Raw genomic sequence first — 19,901 nt, 5'->3', positions numbered from 1 at the left:
ACGCGTGGCGCCCAGATACCAAGACCCCGTCACCGCTTTGCGGGGCGGGGTTTTGTTTATACAGCTGCTTGATAACAAACAGCCGGAGACTGCTGCCGTATGAGCGTGATTGATGCTTTTCTGGATGCCCTATGGCTCGAGCAGGGCGCCAGCGATCATACGCTAGCTGCCTATCGGCGTGATTTAACCGCGTGGCAACGACATTTGGAGAGCCATGGCGAAGCGCTGCTGGCGCCACCGCCGGAACGGATTAGCGAATGGTTCGCCAGCCGCCGGGAACAGGGCTACCAACTGCGTAGCAATGCCCGGCTGCTGTCGACGCTGCGCAGTTTCTACCGCTGGGGGCGCTTAAATAACCAGGTGATGAGTGACCCGCTCACTGACATCAAGCTGCCGCGCGTCATTCCCGGCTTGCCTAATACGTTGGAAGAAGACGAAGTAGAGCGCCTGCTGATGGCGCCGGATACGGAGACGCCTTTAGGCGTGCGCGATCGTGCCATGTTGGAGTTACTTTACGCCTGTGGCCTACGGGTGTCAGAGCTGGTGGGGCTGACCGGCGATGCAGTGAACCTTCGCCAAAACGTGGTGAGGGTGCGCGGTAAGGGTGATAAAGACCGCCTGGTGCCCATGGGTGAAGAGGCCGCGGATTGGATTGCGCACTACATGGAGACCGCGCGATTGGCGCTGATGAGTGACCCAACGCGCCCAGCGCTGTTCCCAGGCCGGGGCGATAAAGCCATGACTCGGCAAACGTTTTGGCATCGCATTAAGGTACATGCCATCACGGCAGGGATTACCCGGCCACTGTCACCGCACACACTTCGCCATGCATTTGCGACCCATTTATTGAATCATGGGGCCAATTTGCGGGTCGTACAGCTGCTGCTGGGTCATAGCGATTTATCGACGACCCAAATTTATACCCATGTGGCCCAAGCGCGCTTGGAAAGCCTACATGCAGAACATCACCCACGAGGTTGAATTGATGATGCGTCAACGCCGTTTTTTAGTATTTCCGTTATTAATAGCGGGCAGTCTATTACCTGTTGCCGCTCAGGCTGATGCGATAACAGACCGCCTTTCAGAATCCCTTAGCGTTAATGGTCAGGCGATGCCTGTGGAAACGGTGACGGAGACGCCCATGAGTGGCGTTTACCATGTGCGGTTGGAGAGCGGCGAATCCTTCTACTCCAATGCGGACGGTAGCCACTTTCTTGTCGGCGATCTGTATGAAAATGCCGATAACGGTTTGGTGAATTTGACCGAACAAGAGCAGAATCAAGAGCGTGCTGATGCGTTAGCAGCCGTGCCGGAAAGCGAGCGAGTGATTTTCCGCGGAGCTGATGAGCCGAAGGCAACTGTCACGGTGTTTACCGACCCCACATGCCCTTACTGTGCCCGCTTACACGAAACGATTCCCGAGCTAAATGAGCGCGGTATCGCCGTTCATTATCTGGCGTTTCCTCGTGCGGGCATGGGGAGCCAAGCCGCCAACACGCTGCAGCAGGTGTGGTGCTCAGATAATCGCAGCGAAGCGATGACTCAAGCCAAAGAAGGCGAGGCTATTTCCAGCGCGGCAGACTGCGACAATCCGGTGGCTGGCCAATATGAGCTGGGTAAAGCCCTGGGCGTGCAGGGGACGCCAGCGATTATTTTGCCCGATGGGCAGTTGGTCCCTGGATTTGTGCCACCCGAGCGGCTCACCGCCATGTTAGGCTTGGATGACGATGAGTAGTGCCGCAACGATTAGACGGCATACAACGCTGAGATACTGTCTTAACGCGCGTGGTTAAGAGCTTATAAAACCGCTTTTAAGACTAAATTTAAGACCAGCACCACCAGGTGCACGACACGAAAGGGGAAGTATTTTGAAACCGGTAAGAGTAGGTATTTGTGGTTTAGGCACTGTCGGTGGCGGCACCTTTAACGTATTGACCCGCAACGCTGACGATATTGCGCGTCGTGCTGGCCGTCCTATTGTGATTGAGCAGGTTGCTCACCGCAGTATTCATCCTGACTGCGATATTACCGGCATCAATGCCACCTCTGATGTGTTTGAAGTTGCCACCAACCCCAATGTCGATGTTCTGGTGGAGCTAATTGGCGGTTACGATATCGCTCGCGAACTGGTGCTGACGGCGATCGCCAACGGCAAGCACGTGGTCACCGCCAACAAAGCGCTGATTGCCGTGCACGGTAACGAAATCTTCAAGGCTGCCCACGAAAAGGGCGTTATCGTGGCATTTGAAGCCGCGGTCGCGGGTGGTATTCCGGTGATTAAGTCGTTGCGCGAAGGCTTGGGTGCCAACCGTATCGAATGGGTGGCGGGCATTATCAACGGCACCGGCAACTATATTCTTACCCATATGCGCGACGAAGGCCGTGCCTTTGAAGACGTGCTCGCAGAAGCCCAAGCGTTGGGCTACGCCGAATCCGATCCCACTTTTGATGTGGAAGGTATCGACGCCGCGCACAAGCTGACGATTTTGGCCTCGATTGCTTACGGCGTGCCGCTGCAGTTTGAGAAAGCCTTTACCGAAGGCATTTCGCGTATTACCGCGGAAGATGTCGAGCAGGCCGATAACCTTGGCTATGTGATCAAGCATCTGGGGATCTCCAAACGCACCGACCAAGGCCTGGAGCTGCGCGTGCACCCCACGCTGATTCCTAAAGAGCGCCTACTGGCCAATGTGCATGGTGTGAAAAACGCCATTGCGATCATGGGTGACGCGGTTGGCCCGACGCTCTATTACGGTGCTGGTGCTGGCGCAGAGCCGACTGCCTCAGCAGTTGTGGCCGATCTGCTCGACGTCGCGCGGGATATCTCTACCGATCACCACTACCGCGTGCCTTACCTGGCGTTCAGCGGCATTGATGAAGATGTCAGCCAGCTACCCATCATGCCGATGGAAGACATTACCACCGCCTATTACCTGCGCCTGCTGGCGGTAGATCGCCCCGGTGTGCTGGCGCGAGTGGCAACGATTCTGGCCGAGCAGGGAATCTCTATCGAAGCGCTGATTCAGAAAGAAGCGACCGAAGGTGAATTGGTGCCGATCATTCTGCTCACCCACCGCACCAAAGAGAAGCAGATGAACGAAGCGATTCGTGAAATTGAGTCGATGGCCGATATCGCCGGGCCGCTAACACGCATTCGCGTGGAAAGCCTGGACGAAGGGGAGTAGCCCAGATGCGATATATCAGCACGCGTGGGCAGGCGCCCGCGCTCTCTTTTGAAGAAGTCGTGCTTACCGGCATGGCCAGCGACGGCGGCCTATATGTGCCGGAAACACTGCCTGAATTCTCCCGCGAAGAGCTCGTCGAGATGGCCGGGCTCTCCTATGCGGAGATCGCCTTCCGGGTGATGAAGCCGTTTGTGAACGGTGAGATCGACGACACAACGTTCCGTAGCATTGTGACCGAAGCCTACGCGACGTTTAATCACGATGCGGTCGTGCCGCTTAAGCAGCTAGATGCCAACCACTTCCTGCTTGAGCAGTTTCATGGCCCGACGCTGGCGTTCAAAGATGTGGCGCTACAGTTGCTCGGTCGCTTGCTGGATCACTTCCTGAAAAAGCGCGGCGAACGTGCGGTGATCATGGGTGCGACCTCGGGCGATACCGGCTCCGCGGCGATTGAGGGTTGCCGCCACTGCGACAACCTGGATATCTTTATTCTGCACCCGCACAACCGGGTCTCAGAAGTGCAGCGTCGTCAAATGACCTCGGTACTGGCCAATAACGTCTTCAATATTGCCATCGAAGGCAATTTCGACGACGCCCAGGCAATGGTCAAGGCAAGCTTTGCCGATCAAACGTTCCTAAACGGCACGCGCCTGGTGGCGGTGAATTCGATCAACTGGGCGCGCATCATGGCCCAGATCGTTTACTACATCGCCTCAGGCGTCGCGCTGGGTGCACCGCACCGCGAGGTGAGCTTCTGCGTACCGTCCGCCAACTTTGGCAACGTGTTTGCGGGCTATATGGCCTACAAAATGGGCCTGCCGGTGAAGCAGTTCATCATCGCCACCAACGCCAACGATATTCTGCACCGCACGCTGGCCGCCAACGACTTCTCCAAAAAGGAGTTGGCGGCGACGTTGGCGCCCTCCATGGATATCGTGGTGTCGTCTAACTTCGAGCGGCTGCTGTTTGATGCTTATGACCGCGACGGTATGGCCGTGGCAGCCCTGCTTGAGCGCTTCCAGCAGGAGCCCTCTGCTCTGGCCGATGCGCCGCTGGCCAAGCTGCGCGAGAAGTTCTCAAGCTATAGCGTGGACGATGCAACGATTCTGGAAGTGATTCGTGACGCTCATAAGCGCACCGGTGAGATGCTCGATCCGCATACCGCGACCGGTTATATTGCCGCTGAGCGCGCCCGGGCTGATCAGTCAACGCCGGTGATTACCCTGGCGACTGCGCATCCGGCCAAGTTTGCCGAAGCCGTGGTGAAAGCGGGCTTCTTAGGCGTGCCGCTGCCGCCGCATATGGAAGACCTGCTAGAGCGCGAAGAGCGTTACACCGTGCTGCCAGCAGAGCTTGCCGCTGTTCAGCAATTTGTTGTGGAAAACCGGCGTTGAATGCCCGTTCATTGAGGCAGCGATGACGTCAGTGACCGATTTGCCCCATAGCACGCCGTCCTCCAGCACAACCAGACCGCGTTTAGAGCCTCGTCCAGTGGATGAGGCGCTGTATGCCCGTGCCCAAGCCGAAGGCTTAAGCGAACTGCAGGCACGGCTGCTGGCGTCTCGTTTGCCCGGCTACCGCGGCGAACTGTTGCCATTAATTTCGCCTAGCCTGCGCTATCTAGCGCATCCCGAGAAGCTTGCGGACGGTCGCCGCGCTGCTGAGCGTATCGCTCAGGCGGTGGCCGAGGGCGAGGCGATCGGTATTCTCACCGACTACGACGTGGACGGTATTACCTCTCATGTCGTGATCCGGCGCACACTGGTAGAGCTGTTTGGGGTGCCGGAGGGCAAGTTGCACAGTCTGATCGGCCATCGCATTAACGACGGCTACGGGATTAGCCTGCCGCTGGTAGAGCGCACCCTGGCGCAAAAGCCGTTTCCGACCCTGGTGATTACCGCCGACTGTGGCAGCTCCGATGAGCCACGGATCGCGCGCCTAAAAGCGGCGGGTATCGATGTGGTGGTCAGCGACCACCATGCGCTGCCTATCGAGGGGCCACCATCTTCTGCTTATGCCTGCGTAAATCCGACCCGCTCGGACTGTGACTACCCTGACAAAACCATCGCTGGCTGTATGGTGGCGTGGCTGTTGATGTCACTGGCGCGCGGTGTGCTGATTGAGTGGGGAGCGCTGTCAGAGTCGACGCCCAAACTGTCGCCCTGGCTCTCCTATGTAGCTTTGGGCACTGTGGCTGACTGTGTGTCATTGGGTGGCAGTCCGGCCAACCGCGCGGTGGTCAACCAAGGGTTAAAGCTGATCAATCGGATGGATGCGGCGTGCTGGCGCGCCATGGCCACGCGGCTAGGTGCCGACAGCGTGCCGTTTAACGCCGAGACGTTAGCGTTTCAGATGGGGCCGCGCATCAACGCCCGCTCGCGGCTGGACGATCCCTACGCGGCGCTGCACTTTATGCTGGCCGAGAACGATGGTGTCGCCAATCGTCAGCTCGACGTGCTGGATCAGGATAACCAGTCCCGCAAAGCGATTGAGGCCGATATGGCTGCCGAGGCGCGTACCTTGGCGGCGAGCGCCCTGAGTGCCGACGAGCCCGCCGTGGTGGTGCTGCTGGAAGACGGGCACCCCGGCGTACAGGGTATCGTCGCCTCGCGGTTAGTGCAGGCCTACGGGCGCCCGGCACTGGTGCTAACTCAAGCATCGGCACCGGGCATGCTAACCGGCTCTGGCCGCTCGATTGACGGGCTGCACCTGCGCGATGCCCTTCAGCGTACCTTTGAGCTTGCTCCCCAGGCGTTACCACGCTTTGGTGGTCATAGTGGCGCGGCAGGGGTGGGCGTGCCACGGGATCAGCTTGAGGCCTTTAAAACGGCTTTCTTGCAGGCAGTGGGCGAGCAGTTAGAGGGACGAACGCTCTATCCGCGCCTTTGGACGGATGGTGAACTCTCCACGGCGCAGCTTTCGCTGACGACATTAACGGAGATCGAAACACTCGGCCCCTACGGGCGTGAATTCGATCCGCCGCTGTTTGAAGGCCGCTTTATTGTTGAGGCGCTGCGCCCGGTGGGAGCTGATGGCGCGCACCTGATGCTAGAGCTTTCCACTGGCCCCGTGACCTGCAAAGCGATTTGGTTTCGTGCGTTAACACCGGGGGAACTGCCAGGGTTTAACGTGGGTGATACGCTGCACTGTGCCTATAAGCTCAATCGCAATCGTTGGCGTGGCCGTGAGACGCTGCAGTTAATGGTTGAGCACGCTAGCGCTATCTAAACTAATCACTTGATAACCTCAACAGCCTAAGTAAGGACGCTCCCATGCGTGTTGAAGATTTACCCAAGGATCAACATCGCCCCTATGAAGATGTGATGGCGATGCTGCTGGGCACGTTCTTTGTCGCGCTGGGGGTGACCTTTTACACCCATGCGGTGTTGCTGACCGGCAGTACGGCAGGCTTGGCGCTGCTGCTCAGCTATATGATCAGCAGCGTGACTGGCTGGGGCTTTGGGGTGTACTTTTTTGCCATTAACCTGCCGTTTTACTACTTGGCGGTTAAGCGTATGGGCTGGAGTTTTACCCTACGTACCTTCGCCGCTATTGGTCTGGTATCGCTGTTTTCGGAGCTAACCCAAGGCTGGGTGCAGTTTGCCATCGTGCCCTCAATCTACGCTGCGTTAATGGGCGGCGCGCTGATGGGCATTGGTATGCTGATGCTGTTTCGCCACCGCACGAGCCTAGGCGGTATCAATATTCTCGCGCTCTACTTGCAGGATAAACACGGCTTTCGTGCAGGTTACGTTCAACTGGCGATTGATGGCGTTATCCTGCTGATTGCGTTGACCCAACTACCGCTGGATCGTGTGGGGTATTCGGTACTAGGGGCGCTGACGCTAAACCTGATTATCGCCCTGAACCATAAGCCAGGGCGCTATATTGGGGTGAGCTAAAAACGTTTAGCCAAGCCAGAACCACCACACTATCAGTGCGATAAGCCCCAGGCCTGCCAGGTTGATCAATAGACTCATGCGACGTCCTCCTGACGGGGTGATTTCCACAGCCGCAAACGGTTAGCGTTACTCACCACGGTGATGGAAGAGAGTGACATGGCAGCGCCTGCTATCATCGGTGAAAGCAGCATGCCGGTGATCGGGTAGAGCACCCCCGCCGCGATGGGAATACACAGCAGGTTATAGCCAAAGGCGCCCACCAGGTTCTGTTTGATATTGCGCAGCGTGGCGCGACTGATCTCTATCGCAGACGCCACTCCGTGCAGCGAGCCACGCATTAGCGTGATCCCCGCGCTCTCAATCGCCACATCGGTGCCTTGGCCAATCGCAAAGCCCACATTCGCTCGGGCCAGCGCTGGGGCATCATTGATGCCATCGCCCACCATGCCAACGATTTCCCCTGCCTTTTGACGGCGCTCAATCTCGGCGTGCTTGTCTTCAGGCAACAAGCCCGCGCGAAACTCATCAATGCCCACCTCCCGGGCAATGGCTTTGGCGGTGTGCTCGTTATCCCCGGTTAACATAACGATGGTTAAGCCATCTTTTTGCAGGCGCTTGATCGCGGCCACCGTGTCATGGCGAAGCGGGTCGCTGATGCCAAACAGGGCGGCCAGTTTTCCATCCACCGCTAGATAAACCAGTGTGCGGGCCCGCTCCTCCAGAGCGCGAGCCTGCTCTTCACCTGATTTAAGATCCACACCGGCCTCGCTTAACAGGCGCGCATTGCCCAGCAGCAGCGCTTTGCCATCAGCGGTTTGGGCTTTTACCCCGCCACCGGTCACGCTGTCGAAACCATTAACCTCGGCAGGAGGTGCGTTGTGTTCATCTGCGTAGTTCATTAACGCCGCTGCCAGGGGGTGTTCGGAGCCGCGCTCAAGCGCGTTCACCAGCGCCAGCACGGTAGATTGCTCCACGCCAAACATCTGTGCATCAGTAACGCTGGGCTTGCCCTGGGTGAGCGTGCCGGTTTTATCGACGACTAGCGTGGTCAGCTTGCTCGCGGTTTGCAGCGCCTCGCCGCTGCGCACCAGCACCCCGTGCTCCGCCGCTTTACCGACGCCTATCATGGTCGAGATTGGCGTGGCCAGGCCCAGCGCGCAGGGGCAGGCAATGATCAGTACGGTGGTCGCCGTCACCAGCATATGGATCACTTGGGGAGCGGGCCCTAGGTTGAACCACACCAGGGCAGTCAATACGGCAATGATCATTACCGCAGGCACAAAAACGCTGGAGACCTGGTCGGCTAGCTCACCAATCGGAGGGCGCGAGTTTTGAGCGCTTGCCACCTGCTCGGTAATCTGGCCCAGCCGGGTGTCGGCGCCTACTCGTGTTGCTTGATAGACCAGCCCGCCACGGCCATTCACCGTGCCAGCGCTGACTTCATCCCCCTCGCGCTTCGCTACAGGTACAGGCTCGCCGGTGAGCATCGACTCGTCGATATGGCTTTCGCCTTCGGTCACCTGACCATCCACAGGCAGGCGTTCTCCAGGCCGCACTCGAACGTGATCACCCGTTTGCACGGCATCGATCTCAATCTCCTGCTCGTGACCATCGCGAATAACTCTCGCTGTTCGGCTCTGTAGGTCAAGCAGGCGCTTTAAGGCATTGCTGGTGCGCCCTCGGGCGCGCAGTTCCATGGCATTGCCGAGCAGAATCAGCCCGATCACCATGGCGGAGGCTTCAAAATAGATGCCTTGAGCGACTTCCGGTAACCACGGTGCGAACAGCACCACCGCCATGGAGTAGAGCCAGGCAGTGCCGGTGCCTATAGCGACTAATGTATCCATATTGGCTTGGCGATGCTTAAACTGCTTCCAGGCGTTGACGAAAAAGTGCCGCCCTGGGAAGGCCATAATGCCCAGGGTTAATAGACCAATCACCAGCCAGTAGAGACGCCCTAACCCCATCGGGTGAGGGTGGAAAAACAGCATGCTGAGCATCAGTGGAATCGCCAGTGCCAACGAGATGGCGCTGCCGCGCAGTCGTTTTTGGTAGGTCTTGGCATCCTGCTCTGCCCGGGTGTGCTCGGCTTCCCGCATATCCACAATTGGCTCGGCACCGTAGCCCGCTGACTCAACGGCGGCGATCAACGCTTGGGTCTCGGCACTGCCAAACACTTGGGCGGAGTGGGTGCCAAAATTGACGCTGGCAGTGTCCACACCCTCGGTACGTTCAAGCGCTTTTTGAACGCTTTTGACACAGCTGGCGCAGGTCATCCCGCTAATCGCCAAGCGCTGCTTTTTGCCCTGGCCATGTCCTTGAGAATGGGAAGGATGACTTGCAGCCTTTTCAGCTTCAGCGGGTGGCACGTTATCTGGCTGCTTATCAGCAGCGTTTGGGACTGTTGGCGGATAGCCCGCCTCGGTCAAGCATTGATCAAGCTCGGCGTCGGTTAACGTCGAAACCACCTCAAGGCGTTTTTCGTTAGGCGTGCCGCTCACGTCAGCGTCAGGGTCGATAGTTTGAATCGCCTCGCGCATACGCTTAACGCAGCCCTGGCAGCTCATGCCGGGGATGGTTCGTGTGGTGGCGTCATTGGCAGTGCTTACGCCTGAGGCGGCTTCGGTAGAGGAGTCACTCATGGGGCCTCCTTGGTAGACGTGGAGTCAGGAAAACTCTCAATCAGGCGGCACACGCTGTGGCCGTCGGGAGACCCGTCGGGCATTTTCTGCCAGCTCTCCATGGCCTGTTCCATTCGTTCGGCTAGCGCTTCGAGCTCGGCAATGCGTGCGCGGATTTGTGGTAGTCGGCTGGCAAGTAAGTCGCGTACCAATGGGCAGGGGGAGTCACCCTGGTCGGCGTGGGTCAGGATGTCGCGAATCTCCGCCACGCTAAAACCTAATTTGCGCGCCCGTTGAATAAAGTGCAGCCGCTCTAAGTCGGTATCGGAAAATAGCTGATAACCGTTATCGGGGTGCCGCTGGGGGGCAAGCAGCTGTTCACGAGCGTAATGGCGCACGGTCTCCGCGGTGACGCCGCCTCGTTTGGCAAGCTCATTAACTTTCATGACCTGTTCTCCCAGCTTGTTAACTAATGACTATCCAAGTGTAGAACCTGTGGGTAACCCATAGGTCAAGGGTGTCTTTGGCTATCAGCCAAAATGACTAAAACACTGATTTAAAACGGCCGTGCGACTAATGTATAAGGCAAAAATTAAATAAAACGAACGTTTGCCCTTGAACCTTTGGCCCAGGTGCGAGAAAACAGTCATGTAAAAAATAAAGAGAGTGGATCGTCGGTATCCACTGGATCATCGGGAAGAGAGGCCCACTATGAATAATAAATTTAATAAGCTCACCCTGGCTGCTGCCATCACAGCCGCCTTCGCCAGCCAAGCCCATGCGGGCGGGTACCAAATTAATGAGCAGAGCGTTAGTGGGCAGGGCTATGGCCATGCAGGACGTAGCTCGAACGTACATGATGCCACCATCGTATACGGCAACCCGGCGGGTATGTCGTTTTTAGATCGGGCGCAGATTACGGCGGGTGCTACTTATCTAAACGTTAGTACTGATATTTCTAACGCCGAAGCTTCTCGTACTTTAGACTCAGGTTTGGCCACTGGTGTAGGGCCAAGCGGTAGCCAAATTCCTGTAGGCAGTATCCCTGGGGGTAATGATGGAGATATGGTGCCGGGTACAGCGATTCCCTTTGCTTTCTATGCGCACCCCGTCAATGATCAGCTAGCGTTTGGTTTTGGTGTATATGCGCCGTTTGGCTCTAAAACTGATTATGAAGATGATTTCCAAGGCCGCTATTTTGGCAATTACACCGAGCTGACGGTAGTCAGTGCCCAGCCGACGGTTTCTTATCGCTTTAATGAGCAGTGGGCGGTAGGTGCGGGTGTGACTTACAACCAAGTAGAAGGTGAGCTTCGTCGTCAAGTTCCGAGTGGTCTTAATTATGACCCCGCTACGGACATTGATGCACGTGTTGAAGGTAAAGATGAAGCATGGGGCTATAACTTAGGTGTTATCTATCGCCCGGTACCCGAAACTACGTTGGGTCTAACTTACCGTTCGAAAGTTGACTATGAGCTTGAAGGCGACTATAGGGCCATTGCTCCGGATGGCACAACAGCCCCAAATCCAAGTACGGGTGCTCCTCTTCAAAGTAACGCTAATTTAGATTTAACCACACCTGAAACAGTTAATTTCTCACTAACTCAACAGATGACTGACCGCCTTAAACTGATGTTTGGCGCCTCTTGGGTGCGCTGGAGCCAGTTTGAAGAAATTCGGGTTGTGAATGATCAAGGTGGTCTTATTACCCAAGAGCCGCAAAACTATGAAAATGTTTGGGCCTTTGCCACTGGCGGCGAGTATCAGCTAACACCCACATTGGCGCTCCGCGCTGGGGTAACACTAGACTTTACGCCATCTAATGATGAAGACCGTAGCGTACGCATTCCCTCTGATGATCGTCGTATATTCTCTCTGGGCGCAGGCTGGAGCCCTACGCCTGATATGACGTTAGACTTTGCTTACTCCTATCTAACCGAGCGTGGCACTTTTGTAGATCAGCAGCGTAATGATTCGCTAAATGGAGCAGGTGGTGCCACTTACTCCGCAGACTACAAAAACGAAGCTCACGGTTTTGGCGCGCAGTTAACCTATCGCTTTTAAGACTTCAGCGTTTTCCAGAACGACCAAAACCCGGCTCCGGCCGGGTTTTTTGTTAAAGGGCACTGGCGTTCGCGCAGTCACTTATGCTGCTGGGCTTTCCAGAAAAGCTGCACGCATCAGTTCGCGGGTATACGTCTCGCGTGGATTGTTGAACAGCGATTGCGTGTCGTTTTGCTCAATAATTTCGCCTTGTCGCATGACGATCACCTCATCGGCCAGTGCGCGTACCACGGCGAGGTCATGGCTAATAAATAAGTAGGTCAGTTCGTGGCGTTGCTGTAGATCGCGTAATAGCTCAATCACCGTCATTTGAACAGAGCGGTCAAGGGCAGAGGTCGGTTCATCAAGCAACAGGAACTCAGGCTTGACGACCAATGCCCGGGCGATGGCAATCCGTTGGCGCTGGCCACCGGAAAACTCATGAGGGTAGCGGTGGCGGTGGGCGGGATCCAGGGCGACTTCTTCGAGAGCTTGGATAACCTGGGCGTCGCGTTCGGCACGCCTCAGCAGCGGCTGATGAACGCGTAACCCCTCGCCAATAATCTCGCCTACCGTCATGCGTGGGGAAAGCGAGCCAAAGGGGTCTTGAAAGACAACTTGCATGCGCGATCGCAACGGGCGCATTCCCGCTCGGTCAAGTTGGCCAACGTCGATATCATCAAAATGTACCTTGCCGTGACTTTTCACCAGGCGAAGCAGCGCGCGGCCTAAGGTGGTTTTGCCTGAACCCGATTCGCCCACGATGCCTAAGGTTTGGCCTTTGCGCAGCTTGAGGTCGATGTTTTTCACCGCTTCAAAATAACGGTTGGGGCCAAACAGGCGTTTTGTGATAGGGAAACGAACACCAATTTGCTGCGCGGTGAGCAGAGCGGGGGCTGAGTCGGGAACGGGTGACTTATGGCCACTTGGGTTGGCGTCAATCAGCATCCGAGTGTAGGGGTGCTGAGGAGCTTGAAACAGTGTTTTAGTGGCTCCTGCTTCAACGATTTCGCCGTGTTGCATGACGCAAACGCTATCGGCAAGGTGCCGGACAACCCCCAAATCGTGGGTGATAAACAGGATCGCCATGCCGTAGCGGGCCTGGAGGTCTTTTAGCAGCGCGAGTATCTGTGCCTGAACAGTCACATCAAGTGCGGTAGTAGGCTCATCCGCAATTAGCAGCTGGGGTTCACAGGCCAGCGCCATGGCAATCATCACACGCTGACGCTGTCCACCAGAAAGTTCGTGGGGATAGCTGTCGATGCGTCGCTTAGGCTCAGGAATGCCCACTTGATCCAATAGATCTAGTACACGCAAGTAAGCGTTGTTGCCTCGTAAAGGCGTGTGCTTATGAAGTACTTCGCGAATCTGTCTACCAACGCGGTGCATCGGATTGAGCGAGGTCATCGGCTCTTGGAAGATCATTGAGATCTCATTGCCACGAATGGATCGCAAGCGCTTACGGTTAACCGTGAGCAAATTTTCATCGCCTGGGCCGCCATGCCAACGGATGGCGCCGGAGGCTCGAGCCAGCTCAGGGAGTAGCCCCATCGCGGCAGTCGAAGTGATCGATTTGCCCGAGCCTGATTCACCAACTAAAGCAAGCGTCTCGCCTTGATGAAGAGTAAAGCTAACGTCTTTGACAGCGGTAACCGTTCCATTGGGAAGGTCGAAGTCGACCCGCAGTCGGTCAAAGTCTATCAGTGGCTGTGACATGAAGATTCCTTGCGTTTTGCTAGCGAGTCTTTTGTTAACGTGTTTTGGGATCAAGGGCGTCACGCAGGCCGTCGCCTAGGAAGTTCAGGCACAGCAGCGTGATAGCTAGAAAGGCAGAAGGGATAATCAGCATCCAAGGCGCCGTTTCCATCATGTCCTTACCCTCGCTAATCAGTACTCCCCAACTGGTCAGGGGTTCTTGAACACCGAGACCCAGAAAGGAGAGAAAGCTTTCCAGCAAAATGACCTTGGGGACGGTGAGAGTGACATAGATGATCACCGGCCCGATGGCATTGGGAATCAGGTGGCGTGTAACTATCTTGAAGCTGCTTACGCCTAGCGCATGGGCTGCTTCAACGAACTCACGGCGCTTTAAGGCGAGTACTTGGCCGCGCACGATGCGTGACATATCGAGCCATTCAACGGCGCCAATGGCAGCGTAGATCAGCAGGATGTTACGCCCAAACACCACCATGAGCAGGATGACCATAAACATAAAGGGCAGTGAGTACATGATATCGACAAAGCGCATCATATAGTTGTCAATTCGGCCACCAACATAGCCAGCAACCGCGCCGTAAAGGACACCGATAACCAGGGAAACAAGGGTCGCGACTAACGCGACGGAGAGCGAAATTTGCCCCCCATGAAATACTCGTGTGAGCAAGTCCCGGCCATTGGCGTCAGTGCCTGCATAGTGGCCATTTTCGAAGCTTGGTGGGGTCAGGAAAGCATTCCAGTCAACTTCGTCAAGTGCCCAGGGCGTTAGCCAGGGGCCCAATAAGCAGGCCAGGGCAATGATGACAAGGAGCACAAGGCTGGCGGTTGCTGCACTGTTCTGGCGAAGCCGCCGCCATGCTTCACGCCCCAGACTGTTGCTGGCGACCGGAGGGGCCGCGGTTGCATTATTCATTATCATAGCGAATTTGCGGATCCAGAGCCGAGTAGAGTAAATCTACGATTAGGTTGAAAAGTACAATCAGGCCGCCGTAAAAAACCACCGTGCCCATCACCAAGGTGTAGTCGCGATTGAGCGCTGCCTGAACAAAGTAACGACCAATGCCAGGAATGCCGAAAATCTGTTCGATCACCACCGAACCGGTAATAATTCCGGCAATGGCTGGCCCTAGATAGGAGATAACAGGCAGCATTGCTGGACGTAGGGCGTGACGAAAGATCACGGCGCTCTCGCTAAGCCCTTTGGCGCGTGCTGTGCGAACAAAATGGCTGCTGAGCACTTCAATCATGCTGGCACGCATCATTCGCGCGATATACGCAATCTGCTGAATAGAGAGTGCCACGACGGGGAGTATCATGTTTTTCCAATGGCCATCGTTCCAGCCGCCTACCGGTAACCAGGCGAGAAATACGCCGAACACCAGTGCCAGTAGTGGAGCAATCACAAAGTTGGGAATGGCTACTCCGGCCAGCGCTGTGCCCATCAACATATAGTCAATGCTAGAGTTGCGTTTAAGTGCCGCAATAACCCCCATGGGGATTCCGACCAGAAGCGCGAGGCCGATAGCCCATAGACCAAGCTCCAGGCTTACAGGAAAGCCTTGAGCGACTAACTCGGTGACTGAAAAATCTTTGTATTTAAAAGAGGGGCCAAGGTCGCCTTGAAGCAGGTTACCCATGTAAGTGAAATATTGCTCCCAGACGGGTTTGTCCAGTCCGTACGAGGCCATTAGGTTGGCCTCTATTTCCGGAGGCAGTTGACGCTCGCCATCGAAGGGGCCACCGGGCGCTAGGTGCATTAAAAAGAACGACAGCGTAATCACAATCCACAGCGTCGGAATCGCCTGGAGTAAGCGTTTAAAGGTATAGCTGAGCATTATCGGGCCTCGCTCCTCAGGCCCAGGGCCTGAGGATGTAGCGGCAGTAAGTCGTGATGAAGACGACGAATTGAAGGGAATTAATTGTCGAAGCCAATCCAGCGTGAGCGATGGATATCTTCAATATTTGTTTCCCAGCCAGTTAAGTCGGGACTGACAAGGTTACGCGAGACGTAGTAGTAGATGGGCAATGTGGCGCTATCCTCAAGGGCGATGGTCTCTGCTTCGGCCATCAGTTCGGCGCGGCTATCCATGTCCTGGGTATTAGCAGCGTCGCTCATCAGCGCATCAAATTCAGACGAGCTATAGGCACCATAGTTATTGGAGACGTTACTCTCCAATAGGCTTAAGAAGTTTTGGGCGTCATTGTAGTCACCAATCCAACCCGCCCGAGCAACATCAAAATCGCCCTGACGGATGTCAGCGTAATGTACCGCTACCTCAGCATTATAAAGTTCAACTTCAACGCCGAGGGGTTTCCACATGGCGGCCACTGCGATGGCGACCTTACGGTGATCTTCGCTGGTGTTATAGCGCAGCATGAGCTCAAGCGGGTTATCAGGGCCGTACCCTGCTTCTTGAAGTAATTCCTGGGCGCGTTCTAGTCGTTCATCCTGAGAAAGGTCGGCGAAGTCGACGCTGGGAGCCTTATAGTGGCTGACATTGGGCGGAACAAAGCTATAAGCAGGCACTTCGCCTGTGCCGAGTATTTGATCAGTAATAACTTCTCGCCGAACGGCTAGGCTAAGCGCTTCACGTACACGCGGATCCGTGGTCGCATGGCCGTCTCGGGCATTAAAGGCGTAGTAATAGATGCCCAGGTAGGGGGCCACCTGAACCGCCTCCGGTAGGTTATCCATCAGCCAGTCGTACTGCTGAGTTGGAAACTCCCTGGCGATATCGATCTCGCCTGCGCGAAAGCGATTTAGCGCTGTATTGCGCTCTTCAATAGGGTAATAGACAACTTCTTCAAGGGCGACGTTATCAACGTCATGAAAATGAGGATTACGTGTTGCCGTTATGCGCGTTTGCGACTGCCATTCTTTTAGCTGGAAAGCACCGTTAGATACCATATTGCCGGGGCGTGACCAATCGTTGCCATAAGCCTCTACCGTGTGGCTAGGCACCGGGTAGGCGGTATAGTGGGAAAGCTGGTCTAAAAAATAAGGTGTCGAACGTTCAAGGGTTACTTGTAAAGTGGTCGCGTCTAAAGCCTCTACACCCAAGGTGCTGGTATCAGCTTCGCCAGCATAGACAGCTTCGGCATTTTTAATCGGATAGAGCAAATAGGCATAATCGGCGGCGGTGGCTGGTGCTAGAATGCGTTGAAAGGCAAAAACAAAGTCATCAGCAGTCACCGGTTCACCGTCAGACCACTTAGCGTCGTTACGCAATGTGAAGGTGTAGACAGTGCCGTCATCGGAGATTTCCCAGGATTCAGCAACGCCGGGAATGCGAGTTCCGTCGGCTGCTTCAGTGACAAGCCCTTCAAAAAGGTCGCCCACCACATCGTTTTCCCAGGTGCCGCTAATTTTATGGGGATCTAGAGAGGCTGGTTCGCCCATAATGGCTAAGCGGAGGGTATCCGCTTGGAGAGGAGTGGCAACGCTAAAAGCCAACGCCATCGCTATAGGGCCCATAAGGGTGCGAGTTTTGGTCATATTGATCCCTCCTAGATTGCTCTAATACGCTTGTTTGATTATTTGAGTACTCTTTCAGTACTAACATTGCTTAAAAGCAGGCGTCTATCAGAAATTACACATGCAGCTATGCGGAATTTCGATAATGACGGCGCTCATGGCTGTTGGAGGCCAATTTAGCTACACTATGCGCCTTTGTGATGAATACACCCTGTACGATCAGGCACAGCAAACGCTAGGGCGACCCCATGTTGGAAACCAACCCGATTCATAACCAGATTAAGGACCTGTCTGAGCGGACAGACGTTCTTAGGGGGTATCTTTGACTATGCCGAAAAGAAAGATCGGCTAGAAGAAGTTACCCGCGAACTGGAAGACCCTAATGTCTGGAATGATCCAGACTACGCGCAGAAGTTAGGCAAAGAGCGTGCCTCCCTCGAAGCCATTGTGGCCACCATTGATGACCTTGAGCAGGGCCTGGGCGATAGCCGGGATCTGCTAGAGCTCGCCGAGATGGAAGAGGATGAAGGCACGGTCGACGAAGTGCGCCAAGAGCTGGACGGCATGCAAGCCGCGCTGGAGAAGCTTGAGTTTCGGCGCATGTTCTCCGGTGATATGGACCAAAATAACGCTTACCTAGATATTCAGTCCGGCTCCGGTGGTACCGAAGCGCAGGATTGGGCCAATATTTTGCTACGCATGTACCTCCGCTGGGCGGAGAGCCACGGCTTTAAAGCCGATATCACCGAAATCTCCGCGGGTGAAGTGGCGGGCATTAAGTCAGCGACGGTTCATGTTCAGGGCGACTACGCCTTCGGCTGGCTGCGTACCGAAACCGGCGTGCACCGGCTAGTGCGTAAAAGTCCGTTTGATTCCGGCGGTCGTCGGCACACCTCCTTTGCCTCGGTATTCCTGTCCCCGGAAATTGACGACAGTTTTGAAGTGGAAATTAATCCCTCGGACTTGCGCGTTGATACCTACCGCTCAAGTGGCGCGGGCGGCCAGCACGTTAACACTACCGATTCAGCGGTGCGGATCACCCACGAGCCGACCGGCATCGTAGTGGCCTGCCAAGGCCAGCGCAGCCAGCATGCCAACCGCGATTTTGCCATGAAGCAGTTAAAGGCGCGGTTGTGGGAGCACGAGATGCAAAAGCGCAACGCCGCCAAGCAGGAAGCCGAAGACTCCAAGGCGGATATCGGCTGGGGCAGCCAGATTCGCTCTTACGTGCTGGATGATCAGCGCATCAAGGATTTGCGCACCAGCGTGCAGTCCAGCAACTGCGATAAAGTGCTCGACGGGGATATTGATCAGTTTATCGTCGCCAGCTTAAAGCAAGGTTTGTAATTTTTTAGCGTTTGAACATGAACAGGGTGCCCCATGGCTAACCAAGACGTGTCTCCTGCAGACAACGAAAACCATCTGATCGCCGAGCGCCGTGCCAAGCTGGCCGCTCGCCGCGAGCGCGCCGCTGAGCAGGGAAAAAGTGCGTTTCCCAATGACTTTCGCCGCGATAGCTTAACCGTCGAGCTGCAAAACGCCTTTGGCGATAAAGACAAGACCGAGCTTGAAGCGCTGGATCACCATGCCTCGGTGGCGGGTCGCGTGATGCGTCAACGTGGGCCATTTATCGTTATTCAGGATGTGGCAGGGCAAATCCAGCTCTACGTGGATAAGAAAGGCTTACCCGCTGACGTGCTTGAAGACGTTAAAAGCTGGGATATCGGTGACATCGTCGCCGCTCATGGACCGGTACATAAATCCGGCAAGGGCGATCTGTACGTGATGATGAAAGAGGCTCAGCTGCTCACCAAGAGCCTGCGCCCGCTGCCCGATAAGTTTCACGGCCTGACCGATATGGAAGCCCGCTATCGCCAGCGCTATGTGGATCTGATCATGAATCCGCAGTCGCGCAAAGTATTTGAGACTCGCGCCGCAGTGATCAGCTCCATGCGTCGCTTTTTTGAAGCCCGTGGCTTTATGGAAGTGGAAACGCCGATGTTGCAGCCGATCCCTGGTGGCGCGGCGGCACGGCCGTTCATTACTCATCACAATGCGCTGGATATCGACATGTATCTGCGCATTGCACCGGAGCTTTACCTCAAGCGCCTGGTGGTGGGCGGCTTTGAAAAAGTGTTCGAGATTAACCGCAACTTCCGCAATGAAGGGCTTTCGACCCGTCACAACCCAGAATTCACTATGGTGGAGTTCTACTGGGCGTATGCGGATTACCGCGATTTGCTCGACATGACCGAAGCGATGCTGCGCACCGCGGCTGAAGAAGTGCTGGGCAGCGCGGTGATTGAGTATCAGGGCGCGAGCTACGATTTTGGGCAGCCGTTTGTCCGCTTGACGCTACGCCAGGCGATCCTTGATCACGGCGACGGCATTGTTGATGCCGATCTGGATTCGCTGGACGCCGCGCGGGGCATCGCTGAAAAGCTCGGCATCAAGGTCAAGGAGAGCTGGGGCCTGGGTAAGGTGCAAACGGAGATATTCGAAGAGGTTGCCGAGCATAAGCTCGATCAGCCGACCTTTATCACCGAGTACCCTGCAGAGGTCAGCCCGTTGGCGCGGCGTAACGACGCTAACCCCTTCGTCACCGACCGCTTTGAGTTTTTTGTCGGTGGGCGTGAAATCGCCAACGGTTTCTCGGAACTCAACGACGCCGAAGACCAAGCAGAACGTTTCCGCGCCCAGTCAGCGGAAAAAGACGCTGGCGACCTGGAAGCGATGTACTACGATGCGGATTATGTTCGCGCATTGGAGTACGGCATGCCGCCTACCGCGGGTGAAGGTATCGGTATTGATCGCCTGGTGATGCTGTTTACCGACAGCCCTTCCATTCGTGATGTACTGCTATTCCCTGCGATGCGCCCCGAAGTGGTTTAAACCATTCGATAGCGGATGAAAAGTTGGTAAGGGCGCGTTATAGCGCCCATAATGGTCAACGTTTCGA

Annotated in this window: 15 protein-coding genes; 9 read left to right on the top strand and 6 right to left on the bottom strand. The window is 55.8% G+C overall.

The features are described 5' to 3' along the window. The first annotated feature begins 99 nt into the window (after positions 1-99). From xerD to V8L71_RS06710, 6 genes are all read left to right on the top strand, one after another. Entirely contained in the window at positions 100-981 is an 882-nt protein-coding gene (gene xerD / locus V8L71_RS06735) for a site-specific tyrosine recombinase XerD (RefSeq protein ID WP_336273601.1), read from the top strand. Continuing rightward, entirely contained in the window at positions 956-1,735 is a 780-nt protein-coding gene (locus V8L71_RS06730; protein WP_336273600.1) for a DsbC family protein, read from the top strand. The genes xerD and V8L71_RS06730 overlap by 26 nt, the downstream gene beginning before the upstream one ends. Before the next feature lie 133 nt (positions 1,736-1,868). Continuing rightward, the gene (locus V8L71_RS06725) at positions 1,869-3,185 is read left to right on the top strand and encodes a homoserine dehydrogenase (protein ID WP_101147680.1); all 1,317 of its coding nucleotides are present in this window, start codon (positions 1,869-1,871) and stop codon (positions 3,183-3,185) included. 5 nt (positions 3,186-3,190) lie between these two features. After that, a complete protein-coding gene (gene thrC, locus V8L71_RS06720; protein WP_336273599.1) occupies positions 3,191-4,579 on the top strand; it encodes a threonine synthase in 1,389 nt (462 codons plus the stop codon). Positions 4,580-4,601: 22 nt separating this feature from the next. After that, positions 4,602-6,413, top strand: coding sequence for a single-stranded-DNA-specific exonuclease RecJ (locus tag V8L71_RS06715; protein ID WP_336273598.1), 1,812 nt, complete (start codon positions 4,602-4,604; stop codon positions 6,411-6,413). 44 nt (positions 6,414-6,457) lie between these two features. Continuing rightward, a complete protein-coding gene (locus tag V8L71_RS06710) occupies positions 6,458-7,087 on the top strand; it encodes a YitT family protein (RefSeq protein WP_336273597.1) in 630 nt (209 codons plus the stop codon). Positions 7,088-7,161: 74 nt separating this feature from the next. On the opposite strand, the gene V8L71_RS06705 is transcribed toward V8L71_RS06710, so the two are convergent. Both V8L71_RS06705 and V8L71_RS06700 read right to left on the bottom strand, forming a co-directional pair. Then, on the bottom strand, positions 7,162-9,729 hold the full coding sequence (locus tag V8L71_RS06705; RefSeq protein WP_336273596.1) for a heavy metal translocating P-type ATPase: 2,568 nt from the start codon (positions 9,727-9,729) through the stop codon (positions 7,162-7,164). Further along, the gene (locus V8L71_RS06700; RefSeq protein ID WP_336273595.1) at positions 9,726-10,154 is read right to left on the bottom strand and encodes a MerR family transcriptional regulator; all 429 of its coding nucleotides are present in this window, start codon (positions 10,152-10,154) and stop codon (positions 9,726-9,728) included. The genes V8L71_RS06705 and V8L71_RS06700 overlap by 4 nt, the downstream gene beginning before the upstream one ends. Before the next feature lie 265 nt (positions 10,155-10,419). Here V8L71_RS06700 and V8L71_RS06695 point away from each other — a divergent pair, with 265 nt between their 5' ends. Further along, entirely contained in the window at positions 10,420-11,772 is a 1,353-nt protein-coding gene (locus tag V8L71_RS06695) for an OmpP1/FadL family transporter (protein ID WP_336273594.1), read from the top strand. Positions 11,773-11,853: 81 nt separating this feature from the next. Here V8L71_RS06695 and V8L71_RS06690 read toward each other — a convergent pair whose 3' ends face one another. The 4 genes from V8L71_RS06690 to V8L71_RS06675 all read right to left on the bottom strand — a co-directional run bounded on the left by V8L71_RS06690 (position 11,854) and on the right by V8L71_RS06675 (position 16,963). Continuing rightward, positions 11,854-13,467 carry an ABC transporter ATP-binding protein gene (locus V8L71_RS06690; RefSeq protein WP_336273593.1) on the bottom strand — a complete coding sequence of 538 codons (1,614 nt, stop codon included), beginning with the start codon at positions 13,465-13,467 and terminating at the stop codon, positions 11,854-11,856. 34 nt (positions 13,468-13,501) lie between these two features. Then, on the bottom strand, positions 13,502-14,380 hold the full coding sequence (locus V8L71_RS06685; protein ID WP_336273592.1) for an ABC transporter permease: 879 nt from the start codon (positions 14,378-14,380) through the stop codon (positions 13,502-13,504). Further along, on the bottom strand, positions 14,373-15,302 hold the full coding sequence (gene oppB / locus V8L71_RS06680) for an oligopeptide ABC transporter permease OppB (RefSeq protein WP_336273591.1): 930 nt from the start codon (positions 15,300-15,302) through the stop codon (positions 14,373-14,375). The genes V8L71_RS06685 and oppB overlap by 8 nt, the downstream gene beginning before the upstream one ends. Before the next feature lie 80 nt (positions 15,303-15,382). Continuing rightward, on the bottom strand, positions 15,383-16,963 hold the full coding sequence (locus tag V8L71_RS06675; protein ID WP_336273590.1) for a peptide ABC transporter substrate-binding protein: 1,581 nt from the start codon (positions 16,961-16,963) through the stop codon (positions 15,383-15,385). A gap of 227 nt (positions 16,964-17,190) precedes the next feature. On the opposite strand from V8L71_RS06675, the gene prfB reads away from it, so the two are divergent. After that, a protein-coding gene (gene prfB, locus V8L71_RS06670) for a peptide chain release factor 2 (protein WP_336273589.1) occupies positions 17,191-18,289 on the top strand; the annotation gives its coding sequence in 2 pieces (ribosomal slippage) (positions 17,191-17,265 and positions 17,267-18,289; 1,098 coding nt in all). Between the two features lie 33 nt (positions 18,290-18,322). Beyond that, positions 18,323-19,834 (top strand): lysine--tRNA ligase, encoded by a 1,512-nt coding sequence (gene lysS / locus V8L71_RS06665; protein ID WP_336273588.1) that lies wholly within the window; start codon positions 18,323-18,325, stop codon positions 19,832-19,834. The last annotated feature ends 67 nt before the right edge of the window (positions 19,835-19,901 follow it).

Source organism: Vreelandella indica, assembly GCF_037070225.1.
Classification (GTDB): Bacteria; Pseudomonadota; Gammaproteobacteria; order Pseudomonadales; family Halomonadaceae; genus Vreelandella; species Vreelandella arctica.
This window is presented reverse-complemented; position numbering and strand designations above follow the sequence as displayed.

Excerpts from the sequence above, each read along its gene's own strand:
- lysS (WP_336273588.1), top strand. The coding sequence starts at position 18,323 with ATGGCTAACCAAGACGTGTCTCCTGCAGACAACGAAAACCATCTGATC.
- oppB (WP_336273591.1), bottom strand. The coding sequence starts at position 15,302 with ATGCTCAGCTATACCTTTAAACGCTTACTCCAGGCGATTCCGACGCTG.
- thrC (WP_336273599.1), top strand. The coding sequence starts at position 3,191 with ATGCGATATATCAGCACGCGTGGGCAGGCGCCCGCGCTCTCTTTTGAA.
- xerD (WP_336273601.1), top strand. The coding sequence starts at position 100 with ATGAGCGTGATTGATGCTTTTCTGGATGCCCTATGGCTCGAGCAGGGC.
- V8L71_RS06730 (WP_336273600.1), top strand. The coding sequence starts at position 956 with ATGCAGAACATCACCCACGAGGTTGAATTGATGATGCGTCAACGCCGT.
- V8L71_RS06700 (WP_336273595.1), bottom strand. The coding sequence starts at position 10,154 with ATGAAAGTTAATGAGCTTGCCAAACGAGGCGGCGTCACCGCGGAGACC.
- V8L71_RS06695 (WP_336273594.1), top strand. The coding sequence starts at position 10,420 with ATGAATAATAAATTTAATAAGCTCACCCTGGCTGCTGCCATCACAGCC.
- V8L71_RS06690 (WP_336273593.1), bottom strand. The coding sequence starts at position 13,467 with ATGTCACAGCCACTGATAGACTTTGACCGACTGCGGGTCGACTTCGAC.
- V8L71_RS06675 (WP_336273590.1), bottom strand. The coding sequence starts at position 16,963 with ATGACCAAAACTCGCACCCTTATGGGCCCTATAGCGATGGCGTTGGCT.
- V8L71_RS06715 (WP_336273598.1), top strand. The coding sequence starts at position 4,602 with ATGACGTCAGTGACCGATTTGCCCCATAGCACGCCGTCCTCCAGCACA.
- V8L71_RS06685 (WP_336273592.1), bottom strand. The coding sequence starts at position 14,380 with ATGAATAATGCAACCGCGGCCCCTCCGGTCGCCAGCAACAGTCTGGGG.
- V8L71_RS06705 (WP_336273596.1), bottom strand. The coding sequence starts at position 9,729 with ATGAGTGACTCCTCTACCGAAGCCGCCTCAGGCGTAAGCACTGCCAAT.
- V8L71_RS06710 (WP_336273597.1), top strand. The coding sequence starts at position 6,458 with ATGCGTGTTGAAGATTTACCCAAGGATCAACATCGCCCCTATGAAGAT.